Raw genomic sequence first — 13549 nt, forward strand, 5'->3', positions numbered from 1 at the left:
GGACATGACCGAGTCGCTCACCACCGAGTCGCCGGCGACCGGCGCCGGCGTCGTGCTCGACGGCTCCGACCTCACCGTCGACCGGATCGCCGCCGTCGCCCGGCTGCGGGTCCCCGTCGGGCTGGCGCCCCGGGCCGAGGACCGGATGCTCGCGTCGGCCCGCTTCAAGGACGAGCTGGTGGACAGCGGGATCCCGCTGTACGGCGTCACCACGGGCTTCGGCGACAGCGTCACCCGTCAGGTCTCGCCCGCCAAAGCGGCGGAGCTTCAGCGCAACCTCGTGCTCTACCACCTCAACGGCACGGGACCGACCACCGCGCCCGACGTCACCCGGGCGACGATGGTGATCCGGGCGAACTGCCTGGCGCGCGGGCCGTCGGCGGTGCGCCCGGTGGTCGTGCGCACGCTGCTGGCGCTGCTGCGCCACGACATCCTGCCGATGATCCCCGAACGCGGCTCACTGGGTGCCAGCGGCGACCTGGTCCCGCTGTGCTACCTCGCCGCGACCCTCCTCGGCGAGGGGGATGTGCTGCACGACGGCGTGGTGCGGCCCGCGCGGGAGGCGCTGGCCGAAGTCGGCGTCGAACCCGTCGTGCTGGCGGCCAAGGAAGGGCTCGCCCTGGTCAACGGCACGGCGTTCACCGCGGCGTTCGCGGCCTTGGCCCTGCACGACGCCCGCGAGCTGGCGTTCGTCGCGGACCTGGCGACCGCGATGGCGTGCGAAGCGCTGCGCGGCAACGCCTCGCACTTCCACCCGTACCTGCACGCGGCCAAGCCGCACCCCGGCCAGTCCGCGAGCGCGGCCGTGATCCGCGGCCTGGTGCACGGGTCCCGGCTCACCACCGACTACGAGGACCTGCTGGTCCGGCGGGAACCGCTGGGGGACAGGCACTTCACCGTGCTGGAGCACAGCATCCAGGATCGGTACTCGATCCGCTGCGCGCCCCACGTGAACGGCGTGCTGAGGGACACCCTGGAGTGGGCCGCGCGGTGGGTCGAGGTCGAGGTGAACTCCTCGACCGACAACCCGCTGTTCGCCGCGGAGGAGGGGCAGGTCCACCACGGGGGGAACTTCTACGCGGGCCACGTCGGCCAGGCGGCGGACAGCCTGAAGGTGGCCGTGGCCAACGTCGCCGACCTGCTCGACCGGCAGTTGGCGTTGGTGGTGGACGAGAAGTTCAACGCCGGCCTGACCCCGAACCTGATCAGCCGGCGGCCGGACGGCGACGGAGGACTGGGCCTGCACCACGGTTTCAAGGGCATGCAGATCGCGTGCTCGGCGATCACCGCGGAGGCGCTGGGCAACGCCGCGCCGTCCTCGGTGTTCTCCCGTTCCACCGAGGCCCACAACCAGGACAAGGTCAGCATGGCCACGATCGCCGCCCGCGGGGCGCGCACCGCCGTCGCCCTGTGCCGCGAGGTCGCGGCCATCCACCTGCTCGCCCTCGCCCAGGCCGTCGACCTGCGCGGTGCGGAGTCGGCGTCACCCGCGGTCCGCGCCGCGCACGCCCTGCTGCGCGACCACGTGCCGTTCGCGGACGTCGACCGCCGGATGGACCACGACGTGCGCGTGGTGGTCGACCTCATCCGGGACGGTTCCCTGCGCCGGGCGACCGGGATCGCGGACGACGGCACCGCGCCGGGTGACGGGCGGTGAGCCGGGGCACCCGCCCGTCCCGCCGAACACCTGACCGAGGACCGCTTTCCGACTCGAGGAGCACCGATGTTGTTGTTGCGTGATGAAACCGAACTCGCGCGGACCCGCGGGCTGCAGGTCGAGCACACCGAGCTGGTGCGCGAGGTCTTCGCGGGTCGCGCCGACCTGCGCGAGGTGTACGCGCGCAAGTTCGTCGCGGCGTTGGGGGCGGCGTTGGAGTCGCCCATGTACGACGACGCGATCCCCGGCGACGTGCGCCGCCTGCTCCTCGGCGGTGCGGCGCTCGACCCGGCGTTCGTGCTGGACGACGTGTTCGGGCGGCTTCCGTTCCTGGGCAAGCGCGAACTCAGCGGGCACGGTCAGGCCGCGTTCACCCGGAAGCTGTCGGACTTCCTGCACTACTACGAGTCCTCCGGCACCACCGGCCATCCCGCGGCGGCGCCGAAGGCGCTGGACGACCTGATCGTGAACACCATCAACATCGGCGAGATGTGGGGGCGGCTGCTACAGCCCTCGGACATCGCGCTGATCCTGATCAACGCGCCGTTCGCGCCTGCCGCCTACCAGTTCGAGAAGATCATGGAGTACCTGGGGGTGATGTCGTTCAGGCCGTGGGTCGACAACATCACCGGCGACTACACGCGCGTGCTCAGGCTGGTCGAGGAGCTCGGTGCGACGGTGTTCGTCGGCCCGCCGTCCCGGCTGCTGGAGATGATCCAGTTCGCGCATCGCGCCGGTCTGCCCGCCCCGAAGTTCGAGCGGTTGCTGCTCATGGCCGAGCAGACCGGGCCCAGCCTGCTGGCCCACCTCGAACGCCTGACCGGCGGGCGGGCGTACGTCGGTTCCTACGGCTCGTCGGAGACCGGGACGCCCGCGGTCACCTGCGAGCACCACAACCTGCACCTCCAGCCCCAGAGCTTCCTGCTGGAGCTGGTCGACGAGCGCGGCGCGCGACTGGTCACGGGCGCGCCCGACCGCGGCGAACTGGTGGTCACCACCCTGGACATCCCGGCTCGGCCCCTGATCCGGTACCGCACCGGCGACCTGGTGGAGATCGACGGCACGCCGTGCCCCTGCGGGCTGGCCCTGCCGGTGCTGCGCACGCTCGGCCGCGGCCAGGACCTCCTCGTGCTGGAGGAGAGCGGGATTCGCCAGAACGACGTCGAGAACGCGCTGTGGGCCGAGGAGCTGCCCGGCGCCAAGGTGTTCAACTACATGGTCGTCCTGCGCGGCAGCCAGGTCGTGTTCCTCGTGACGGCGGACGCCGAGCCCGACGGCGCGTGGGCCGGGGTGCTCGCGGACCGGCTCGCGGCGCTGTTCCCGAAGCACGAGGTCGTCGTGCGCGCGGTGGACACCCTGCCACCGCTGGCCTCACTGGGCCAGTACCTGGGCTGGAAGCTGTCCCGGGTGCTCGACCTGGGCGACGAGCGCAACTGGGAGCGCCTGCCCGCGCCGATCCTGTCGATCGTCCGGCAGAGCCTCGACCAGGTCGGCTGAACCGCGGCGGCCCCCGTCCCCGTGTCGGGGACGCCCGTGGCGCACTGATCGACGACCACGCCCCCGACATGATCGGATGATCATGTCGGGGGCGTTGTCGTGCGGAGGTCGTCGGTCCCGCCGGACCAGCCTGCGCTGCGACCACGACCCCGCACGAAGTGCTCCGCACCCTCCGCCGCGCACGGGGACCGCCAGACCGGCCACGTCGCCACGGCACCGGTTCCCCGGGCGTCCGCTCGCCCCACGCCGCACCGCGCCCCGCCGGCCGTAGCCGACGGGGCGCGTCCGCCCACGGCATCCCCGAAGCGGGAGTGGGGTCGTGATCGCTGTCACAGCACGACGTCGACCCGGTACTCCCGCAGCCACGCGTCCAGCAGCAGTGCCCGCGGCAGCCACGGCGGCGGGGTGAAGGACCCCTTCGACCACTGGTCGCCGTCGATCAGCCGGCGCATCGCGTGCTCGTCCAGCAGCGGGCGGGCCGGGGACGACGGGTCACCGAGCACCTCGCGCACCGCGTCGCGCACCGCGCCCACGTACTCGGGGCTCTGGCTCACCGGGAAGCCGCTCTTGGGCCGGTAGAGCACCTTGTCCGGCAGCAGCCCGGTCATCGCCGCCCGCAGCAGGCCCTTCTCCTGCCCGCCCGCGCGGTGCAGCGACCAGGGGATGTTCCACGCGTACTCCACCAGCCGGTGGTCGCAGAACGGCACGCGCACCTCCAGGCCCGCCGCCATGCCCATCCGGTCCTTGCGCTCGAGCAGGAACGGCAGGAACCGGGTGATCTGCAGGTGGAAGACCTCCCTCATCCGCCGGTCGACACCGCGTTCGCCGGGCAGCACGGGCACCTCGGCCAGCGCCGCCGCGTAGCGCTGCGCCACCGCGGCGTCCAGGTCCAGGTGCGCCCGCAGGTCGGCGGACAGCATCGCGTTGCGGTCGGTCACGCCCGCCGACCACGGGAAGTTCGCCGTCGGCCGCTGCGCCTCGGCGAGGAACCACGGGTACCCGCCGAACAGGTCGTCCGCGCCCTCGCCGGACAGCACGACCGCCACGTTGCGGCGCACCTCGCGGAACAGCAGGTGCAGCGACACGTCCAGGTCACCCACACCGGGCACGTCCCGTGCCCGCAGCGTGGTGCTCAGCTCGTCCAGCAGCGACGGCGCGTCGAGCACGATGTCCTCGTGCCGCGTGCCGAGGTGCTCGACCACCGCCGCGATGTAGGGCGCGTCGCGGCTCACGTGCAGCGCGTCGGCCCGGAAGTCGGTGTCCCCGCCCGCGAAGTCGACCGAGTAGCTGGTCAGCGGTCCGTCGTGGTGCCGCGCGGCGAGCGCGGCGAGCGCGCTGGAGTCCAACCCGCCCGAGACGAGCACACCCGAAGGCACGTCGGCGACGACCTGGTCGCGGACGATGCCGTCCAGCAGTTCCCGGACCGTGCGCGCCGTCGTGGCCAGGTCGTCGTGGTGCGGGGCGCTCTCCAAGGCCCAGTACCGGCGGTGGTGCAGCCCGTTGCGGTCGACGCGCACCGTCCACCCCGGCACGACCTCCCTGAGGCCGACGTAGACCGCCTCACCAGGGCGCCGCGCGCCGACGAGGAACACGTCCGCGAGGCCCTCCGCGTCCACCTTCGCGGAGAATCCCGGGTGCGCCAGCAGCGCCTTCGGCTCGGAGCCGAACAGCAGGCCACCGGGCAGCTCCGCGTAGAACAGCGGTTGCACGCCCAAGTGGTCGCGGGCCAGCAGCAGCGACTGCTCGCGGTCGTCCCACACCGCGAAGGCGAACATGCCCTCCAGGTGCTCGACGACCCGCTCGCCCCACTCCAGGTAGCCGCGCAGCAGCACCTCGGTGTCGGAACGGGTGCGGAACTCGTGGCCCTTGGCGACCAGGTGCGCGCGGAGTCGCGCGTGGTTGTAGACCTCGCCGCTGAACACGATCACGGCCGCCGGGTCGTGCGCGTGGGACACCATCGGCTGCCCGCCGCCGCCCGGGTCGAGCACGGCCAGTCGGCGGTGGCCCAGCAGGCAGTGCGGCGACGACCACACGTCACCCCCGTCCGGGCCCCGCCTGGCCAGCGTGTCCGCCATCGCGGTGATCGTGGGCACGTGCGCGCCGAGGTCGCGTTCCCAGTCGACCCACCCGGTGATGCCGCTCACCGGGTCACCACGCCACGGGTAGCGCTCGGGGGCGGACGGTGAGGAGCCCGCCGATCCACTCGACGTCCGCGGCCGGCACCGCGAGGCGCAGCGACGGCAGCCGTCGCGTCAGCGTCGCCAGCGCGACCCGCAGCTCCATGCGAGCCACCCCCGCGCCGGGGCAGTAGTGCGTGCCCTGGCCGAACGCCAGGTGCTTGGCGTCGGTCCGGGTGATGTCCAGGACGTCGGGGTCGGAGACGTGCCTGCGGTCGCGGCCGACGGCGTGCATCACGGGGATCACGCCCTCGCCCTTGGCCACGGCGGTACCGGCCAGGTCGAGGTCCTCGGTGGCGATCCGCAGGAAACCGATCTCCGACGGCGGCGCGTAGCGCAGCAGCTCCTCGACCGCCTGGTCGGTCAACTCGGGCCGGGTGCGCAGCAGCTCCCACTGCTCCGGGTGGCGCAGCAGGGCGAACAGGCCGCGCGACAGCGCGCTGACCGTGGTGTCGTGCCCCGCGACCAGCAGGTTGATGCCCAGCCACACGAGCTCCCGCTCGGAGAGGCGGTCCTGGTCGTCGCGCGCCGTGATCAGGGCGCTGAGCAGGTCGCCGCCGGGGTTCGCGCGCCGCTGGGCAACCAGCGCGGCGACGTAGGCGGCGGACTCCTCGCGCGCCGCGAGCCGCTCCTCCACCGTGCCCGCCGTGATGCTGACCAACCGCTCGGTCCAGACCTGGAGCCGCGGCCAGTCCTCGTACGGCGCGCCGACCATCTCGCAGATGACCCGGATCGGGTACAGGGCGGCGAAGGACCCGTGCAGGTCCGCCGGGCGGGGACCCGCGACGAGGTCGTCGACGAGTTCGTCGGCGATCTGCTCCACCCGCTCGCGCCACTGGCGCGCCCGGTGCGGGGTGAACGCCGGCGCGATGAGCCTGCGCAACCGCGCGTGGTCCGGGCCCTCCTGGCTGAGCAGGTTGTAGGGGTTGTCGCCGAAGTCGGGACCGGGGATCACCCGGGGCGCGCCGGGATCGCGCAGCGCGGCACGCGACAGGCGGCTGTCGGTCATCGCCGCCACCACCTCGTCGAAGCCGGTGACCAACCAGGCGTGGTCCCCGCTCGGCATCCGGACGGGGACGACGGGGCACTTGTCGCGCAGTTCGGCGTACCGCGCGGGTGGTTCGGCGAGGTCGTCCAGCGCTAGCGGGTACTGGTCGGTCGCCTGGTCCAGAGAATGGTAGGCGTGTTTTTCGCTCACGTGCTCTCCTCGCTCGACCCGAAGAGGTGGGTGGTTTCCATCCAATGAATTCCCGACACCGGCCGCAAGCCCACTTTCGGCCGCGCGATCAGGCCCGCCGACGGCTCATCAGCCCTGTTCGGATGGGGTGCGGGCGTGCACCGTCCGGGTAGGGCCGTTCGTCGTGCCCCGGTGGGTATTACGTCTTTCCGGTCATGCCGCGAGGCTGGGATCAGGTGTGCACCCGTGCGGGGGAGGAAATTCGTGGCAGAGATCAAGGTCGAGGCGGATCCGGTCGAGTTCGGGTTCTCGCCCGAACGGCTCTCGCGGTTCGACGACTACTTCGACGGCTACGTCGCCGACGGCAGGCTCCCGGGCTGGGCGGCCCTCGTCAGCCGGGACGACAAGGTGGTGCACGTCGCGCACCGCGGATTCCGCCACGTCGAGGACGCCCTCCCGGTCGACGCGGACACGATCTGGCGGCTCGCCTCGCTGACCAAGCCCATCGTCTCGGTCGCGGCGATGATGCTCTACGAGCGGGGCGCGTTCGACCTGCACGACCCGGTCGCCAAGTTCATCCCGGCGTTCGGGGAGAGCCGGGTCTACCGCAACGGCCCGATCCACGCGCCCAACACCGACCCGTTGACCGACCCGATGCGGATCTGGCACCTGCTCACCCACACGTCCGGCCTCACGGTCGGCTTCTGGCAGGCGCACCCCGTGGAGGTCATGTACGCGCAGTCCGGGTACGTCTGGGACGCGCCGCCGGGGGTGGACCTGGCGGGCGCGTGCGAGGCGTGGGCCGGGTTCCCCCTGCTGTTCCAGCCCGGCACGGCCTGGAACTACGGCGTGTCGGTCGACGTCCTGGGCCGGGTGCTGGAGGTGATCACCGGCAAGACGATCGACCGGGTGCTCGCCGACCTCGTCCTCGACCCGCTCGGCATGACCGAGACCGGGTTCTGGGTGGACGAGGCGGACACGCACCGGGTCGTCCCGTTGTACGCGCCGAACCCGGAAGGCGGTCGCGCGGTGCGCAACGACCAGCTGAGCGTGCTGCCGACGAGCAGGCCGACGTTCCTGTCGGCGGGCGGCGGCCTGTTCACCACGCTGTCCGACTACCACCGCTTCACCCGGATGCTGGTCAACGGCGGCGAGCTGGACGGCACCCGGCTGATCGGCTCGCGCACGCTGCGCTTCATGGGCCGCAACCACCTGCCCGGCAACGCCGACCTGGCCGCCGTGGGCAGGCGGGTGATGTTCGGCCAGCCGACGTACGACGGCCTCGGGTTCGGCCTGGGTTTCCAGACGGTCGTGGACCAGGCCAGGACGAAGCTGCTGATCAGCCCGGACGAGATCTCGTGGTACTCCGGCTACACGACCGTGTTCTCGGTCGACCCGGTCGAGCGCACCAGCGCCATCTTCTTCTCGTCGTTCGCGCCGGTGAAGACCTACCCGATCTACTCGCGCTTCCGGCAGCTGGTGAACCAGGCCCTGGTCGACTGAGGGCGGTCCCGCCACCGACTCCCGCGGGCCGGTACCCGATCGGGTACCGGCCCGCGGGAGTCGGTGGCGGGTGGTCAGAGCGGCGGGAGCTCGTGCTCGGCCTGGAAGCCGTAGAGCCACGCCTGGTCGCGCAGGTTGGCCTGTCCGCGCAGCACCAGGTCGCGCTCACGCTGCTCGGCGCCGTCCTCGAGGTGCAGCACCCGGCTGTTGGCGCGCGACCGGCGCTGGATGAGGGCCGTCCGCTCGCGCCGCGCGGTCTCGTAACGGCGCAGCGCGGCGTCCGGGGCGTCCGGGTCCGCGCTCAGACACGCGGCCAGCGCGGCGGCGTCCTCGATCGCCTGGTTCGCGCCCTGCGCCATGAACGGCAGCATCGGGTGCGCGGCGTCACCCACGATGGTGATCCGGTCCGTGCTCCAGTGCTCGATCGCGTCCCGGTCGTGCAGCGCCCACTGGCTGACCTCCTCGGCCGCCGCAGCGATCGCGCGCACCTCCTCGTGCCACCCCGCGTAGGCGGCGACGACCTCGGACACGTCCCCCTTGGCCGACCACGACTCCGCCTTGCCGGTCGGAGAGGGAACGGTGAAGCCGACGCTGAGCGACGCGCCGCGCGACACCGGGTAGCAGACCGCGTGCTGGCCCGGACCCAGCCAGAGCACGACCTTGGGCACGGCGGGGAGGAACGGCAGCCGGTCCGACGGGATCAGGGCGCGGTATATCACCTGGCCGGAGAAGCGCGGCTCGTCGACCGCGAGCGAGTTGCGCACCACCGAGTGGATGCCGTCCGCCCCGACGACCAGGTCCGCGGTGTGCGTCGTGCCGTCCTCGAACCGCAGTTCGACGGAGTCGCGGCGCTCGGTCACTGCGACGCACCGCGACCCGAGGTGCACCGTGCCCTCGGGCACCGACTCCAGGAATCCCCGGTGCAGGTCGGCGCGGTGCACCGTGAGGTACGGCGCGCCGTAGAGGTCGACGCACTCCTCGCCGAGGGTGGTGCGGCCGATCACCCGGTTGTCGTTCCAGCCTCGCATCTCCAGCGCTTCCGGGTGAACCGACACCTTGTCCAGGTGGCCGCCGAGTCCCCACCCGCGCAACAGCCGCACGGCTTGGGGCGCGAGTTGCACACCGGCACCGACCTCGCGCAGGTGGCGCGTCTGCTCGAACACCTCGGCGCGCAGACCGACCCGGCGCAACGCCACCGCGGTTGCCAGGCCCGCGATGCCCCCGCCGACGACCGCGATGGTTCGTTCGCTCATGAGCCGAGTGTTCTGCCGATCCGCTGGATGTACATCACCGGAACACGGGATAGTTGACGGACGATTCGACCGGGACCGCGGTGTCGGACCCGGACAGCAGGGCAGGGGGTGGGACTTGCGCTCGTTCATCACTCCGCTGGTGGAACGCGAAGCGGTGTTGACCGCGGTGGACAACGCACTGGCCGCCGTCGTGCGGGGGTACGGCGGATGCCTGGTGGTGGAGGGGCCGTCGGGCATCGGCAAGACCCGTGTGGTGGAGGCGGCCTTGGCTCGCGCGCGGGAGGCGGGCGTCGACGTCGCGCTGGGGCGCGCGGCCGAGTACGACAGCGCGCTGCCGCTGGCGCCGCTGCTCGGCGCGCTGCGCTCCGGCGACCCGCCCGTCCTCGACGCGGCCGGCGCCGCCGCGCTGGTCGACCTCGGGGTCGAGCACAACCGCTACTGGCTGGTCGAGCGCCTGACCGACGTCGTGGAGGACCACGTGCGCGACCGGCCGCTGATGGTCGTGCTCGACGACGCGCAGTGGGCTGACGAGCTGACCCTGGTGGCCCTGCGGATCATGGTGCCCGCGTTGCGCACCGCGCCGGTGGTGTGGCTGATCGCCCAGCGGTCGCCGCTGGCGGGGGCCGCGGTCGGCGAGACCGCCGACCGGCTGATCGCCGACGGCGCGCGGCGGATCGTGCTGGAACCGCTGTCCGACGCGGCGGTCGCCGAGGTCGCGGAGGCGGTGCTGGGCGCGAAACCGGACCAGGGTGTGCTCGACGTGGCCGCCCGCGCGGGCAACAACCCGTTCCTGCTCGAAGAACTGCTGAGGACCCTGCGCGACGACGGCGGTCTGCGGGTCGTCGACGGCGTGGCCACGGTGGTCGGGGGACCGCTGCCCACGGGCCTGTTGACCGCGGTCGCGCAGCGGATGCGTTGGCACTCCGAGTCCTACCGCAGGCTCTTGGAGGTCGGCGCCGTGCTCGGCAGGCCGTTCACCGTGCACGAGGCCGCGGACGTGTCCGGCCGGTCGGCGGGCGACCTCATCGACGCGGTGGAGGAGGCCGTGGGCGGCGGGATGCTCGTCGACAGCGGCGCCCGCCTCGCGTTCCGGCACGACATCCTCCGCGAGGCGGTCTACAAGGGGTTGGGCGACGCGATCCGCGGCGCCCTGCACCGCGAGGCGTCACGGGTGCTGCGGGCGAGCGGGGCGATCGTGGAGGCCGCGTGCCACCTGGTGCGCAGCGGCACCACGGACGCACACGCGGTGCCCGTGCTGCTGGAGGCGGCGCGGTCGGCGGCGCACGCCGCGCCCGGCGTGGCGGCCGACATGGTGCTCCAAGCCGTCGACCTGATGGTGGAGACCGATCTCGACCGGCCCTCGGTCATCGCCGAGGCCGTTCGCCTGCTGGCCGCCGCGGGTCGCGTGGTGCAGGCTCGTGCGCTCGGGGAGGAGGCGTTGCGCGGCACGCTGCCCGTCGACGTCGAGGCGGAGGTGCTGCTCGGCCTCGCCGAAGCGGTCAAGCACGCGGGGCACGAGGGCGTCGTCCTCGACCACACCCGCCGCGCACTCGCCCGCCCGGGGGTGCCCGACCGGGCGAGGGCCCACCTGCTCGCGATCCAGGCGCACGCGTACCTCCAAGCCGACGACGTCGTGGGCGCGGACCGGGTGGGTGGTGAGGCCGTCGACGTGGGCGAGGCGACCGGTGAGCCTGCGGCCGTGGTGTTCGGCCTGGTCGCTCGCAGTGTCGGCGCGCAGGCGCGCGGGGAGGTCGAACCGGCCATCGAGGTGGCGACCAGGGCCGTCGACATCGCCGAGCGCGTCGGCGGCGATGTCCGGCACCGGCACCCCCGGTTGTGGCTGGGGTCGGCGCTCGCCGCGGCCGACCGGTTCACCGAGGCATCGGCGGTGTTCGAGATCGGCAGGCGCGAGGCCGAACGCCTCGGCACCGACTGGTCGTTGCCGCTTTGGCACTACTACCTGGCCGAACTGCACGTCGCCGAAGGGCGCACACCGGACGCCGAGGCCGAGGCGGAAGCCGGGCTGCGGGTCGCCGGGCAGCTGGACATCCGGGCGATGGCGTCGTCGCTGGAGACGACGCTGGCCCGCGCGGCGGTGCGCCGCGACGCGCTCACCGAGGCCCGTGACCACCTGACCCGCGTGCGCGGGCTCGTGGAGGACGGCATCGGCGTGTGGTCGGAGAACCTCAAATGGACCCAGTCGCTGGTGCTCGACGCGCTGGGCAAGCGAACCGAGGCGTGGCTCGCGGTGCGCGGGGTCGTCGAGTCGCTCGACGAGCGGGTGCTCCTGCTGGTGAAGGACCCGCTGTCGGGACCGCACCTGGTGCGCCTGGCGCTGCACGCGGGTGCCCGGTCGCACGCGGACGCCGTCGTTCGCGCGGTCGGTTCCCTGGCCGCGGCGAACGCGGGCGTCGCGTCCCTGGTCGGTGCGGCGGCGCACGCGGAAGGACTGCTGACCGGTGACCCGGCCGCGCACCACCGCGCCGTGCGGGCCTACCGCGACAGCCCGAGGGCGATCGGGCTGGCTTCGGCCCTGGAGGACGCCGCGCGCGTCGAGCCGAACCGGGAGGTGGCGGTGGACCTGCTCGGTGAGGCCCTCACCCGCTACACGGCGGCGGGGGCGCGCCGCGACGGCGGGCGGGTGCGACGTCGGTTGCGCGGGTTGGGCGTGCGGCAGCGGTCCACGGGGTCGGGCGCCAGGGGTGCGACCGGCTGGGCCAGCCTCACCCGGTCCGAGCTGCGCGTGGTGCGGTTGGTGGCCGAGGGCCTGACCAACCGCGAGGCCGCGCGCCAGCTGTTCCTCTCCCCGCACACCGTGGACAGCCACCTGCGGCACGCGTTCGCGAAGTTGGGACTGTCGAGCCGGGTCGAGCTGACACGCCGGGTGCTGGAGCACGACACGGCGGGCTGACCCCGGCTCCACGACCCCCGTCGGGCGACCGAGGTCGTGGAGCCGGGATCAGCGCCGCGGGCGCTGCCGGTAGCCGGGTGTCACCGCGGCGATGACGGCGGCGTCACGCCGTCACGCCGCCGTCCACCACCAGGTCCTGCCCGACGACGTAGGAGGACTCGTCGGAGGCGAGCCACAGTACGGTGGTCGCGATCTCCTCCGGCGACCCGATCCGACCGCGCGGGATCATGGGCGCGTAGGCCTCGTCCCGCTCGTCGTCGGTCTGACCGGGCGCCTTGGAGAGTTCCGTCGCGGTCGGCCCGGGGCTGATGGCGTTGATGCGGATGCCGTCCACGATGTGCTGCCGCGCCGCGGCCTTGGTCAGCACGGTCGCCGCCGCCTTGGCCGCGCCGTACACCCCGATCATCGGCATGCTCATGTGCAGGCCGACGTTCGAGGCGTTGTTCACGATCACGCCGCCGCCGTGCTCGCGCATGTACGCGACCTCGTGCTTCATCGACCGCCACACGCCCGTGAAGTTGGTGTCGACGATCCGGGCCCAACCCTCCTCGTCCAGGTCGAGCAGGCCCATGCCGCTGACACCGGCGTTGTTGAAGGCGACGTCGAGCGCGCCGAAGTGCGCCGTGGTCGCCTCGACCAGGTGGGCGATGTCGGCGTCGACGCGGACGTCGGCGCGCACCGCGAGCCCTTTGGCCCCTAGCGCCTCCAACTCGGCGACGACGCCGCCGAGCTTCACCTCGTCGCGCCCCGCCACCACGACGGCCGCCGCCTCGCGGCCGAACGCCAGGGCGGTCGCCCTTCCGATACCGGAGCCACCTCCGGTGACGAGGACGACTTTTCCGGCGAATCGATCGGACATGTGCGTGTTCTCCTCGTGGTCAGTGCTGGGCGGGGGACCCGGTCGCGGTGCGACCGAGCTGCACGACGGTCGTCGCCGCGGTCTCGCGGATCACGTCCTCGAACTTGTCGATGAACTCGCTCTCCGCGCGGAGCTTCGCCCCCCGCCCCTCGGACAGGACGTAGGTGAGCGTGAAGCTGTACCGGCCGGTGGCGTCCTCGGTCAGCTCGTTGGTGATCATCACCATCTCCGGGTGGTCGATCACCTCGAACAGGATCCGTCCGCGCTCCCGCTCGGGCGTGACCCGCTCGAGCACGCGGTCGACCCCCCAGAAGACGACCTCGCGCACGAAGCCGTCGTCGTACCGCTCGACGACCCTGCACTCGGTGATGGACGGCACGAACTCCACCGGGTTCTCGGCCTTGTGCAGCATGGACCGCCAGATCTCGTCGAAGTCGGGACGAGGGCCGGCCGGGTCCAGGGGTATCGGCACCGTGTGGGTGATCGTGACGGTCACGTCCGGTTCCTTTCGCGTC

Annotated in this window: 9 protein-coding genes; 4 read left to right on the forward strand and 5 right to left on the reverse strand. The window is 72.8% G+C overall.

The genetic code is table 11. The annotated features are described in order from the left end of the window. Window positions 1-4 precede the first annotated feature (4 nt). Together IOD16_RS14790 and IOD16_RS14795 are read left to right on the forward strand one after the other, a co-directional pair. The gene (locus IOD16_RS14790; protein ID WP_201440524.1) at window positions 5-1657 is read left to right on the forward strand and encodes an HAL/PAL/TAL family ammonia-lyase; all 1653 of its coding nucleotides are present in this window, start codon (window positions 5-7) and stop codon (window positions 1655-1657) included. A 66-nt stretch (window positions 1658-1723) separates the two neighbouring features. Further along, window positions 1724-3154 carry a phenylacetate--CoA ligase family protein gene (locus IOD16_RS14795; RefSeq protein ID WP_201440525.1) on the forward strand — a complete coding sequence of 477 codons (1431 nt, stop codon included), beginning with the start codon at window positions 1724-1726 and terminating at the stop codon, window positions 3152-3154. Window positions 3155-3483: 329 nt separating this feature from the next. Here the strand turns inward: IOD16_RS14795 and asnB are convergent, their stop codons facing one another. Together asnB and IOD16_RS14805 are read right to left on the reverse strand one after the other, a co-directional pair. Then, window positions 3484-5298, reverse strand: coding sequence for an asparagine synthase (glutamine-hydrolyzing) (asnB, locus tag IOD16_RS14800; RefSeq protein WP_201440526.1), 1815 nt, complete (start codon window positions 5296-5298; stop codon window positions 3484-3486). 4 nt (window positions 5299-5302) lie between these two features. Next, complete coding sequence (locus IOD16_RS14805; RefSeq protein ID WP_201440527.1) at window positions 5303-6529, reverse strand: cytochrome P450; 1227 nt, start codon at window positions 6527-6529, stop codon at window positions 5303-5305. 243 nt (window positions 6530-6772) lie between these two features. Here IOD16_RS14805 and IOD16_RS14810 point away from each other — a divergent pair, with 243 nt between their 5' ends. Then, the gene (locus IOD16_RS14810; protein WP_201440528.1) at window positions 6773-8011 is read left to right on the forward strand and encodes a serine hydrolase domain-containing protein; all 1239 of its coding nucleotides are present in this window, start codon (window positions 6773-6775) and stop codon (window positions 8009-8011) included. 74 nt (window positions 8012-8085) lie between these two features. Here IOD16_RS14810 and IOD16_RS14815 read toward each other — a convergent pair whose 3' ends face one another. Next, window positions 8086-9264: an FAD-dependent monooxygenase gene (locus IOD16_RS14815; RefSeq protein WP_201440529.1), complete on the reverse strand. Its 1179-nt coding sequence runs from the start codon at window positions 9262-9264 to the stop codon at window positions 8086-8088. Between the two features lie 115 nt (window positions 9265-9379). Between IOD16_RS14815 and IOD16_RS14820 the strand changes: the two genes are divergently transcribed. Further along, the gene (locus IOD16_RS14820) at window positions 9380-12175 is read left to right on the forward strand and encodes an AAA family ATPase (protein ID WP_201440530.1); all 2796 of its coding nucleotides are present in this window, start codon (window positions 9380-9382) and stop codon (window positions 12173-12175) included. A gap of 103 nt (window positions 12176-12278) precedes the next feature. Here IOD16_RS14820 and IOD16_RS14825 read toward each other — a convergent pair whose 3' ends face one another. Both IOD16_RS14825 and IOD16_RS14830 read right to left on the reverse strand, forming a co-directional pair. Then, entirely contained in the window at window positions 12279-13034 is a 756-nt protein-coding gene (locus tag IOD16_RS14825; RefSeq protein WP_201440531.1) for an SDR family NAD(P)-dependent oxidoreductase, read from the reverse strand. A 19-nt stretch (window positions 13035-13053) separates the two neighbouring features. Then, a complete protein-coding gene (locus IOD16_RS14830) occupies window positions 13054-13530 on the reverse strand; it encodes an AtaL-like protein (protein WP_201440532.1) in 477 nt (158 codons plus the stop codon). Window positions 13531-13549: the final 19 nt, after the last annotated feature.

Origin of the sequence: Saccharothrix sp. 6-C (assembly GCF_016695385.1) — a bacterium.
GTDB lineage: Bacteria > Actinomycetota > Actinomycetes > Mycobacteriales > Pseudonocardiaceae > Actinosynnema > Actinosynnema texasense.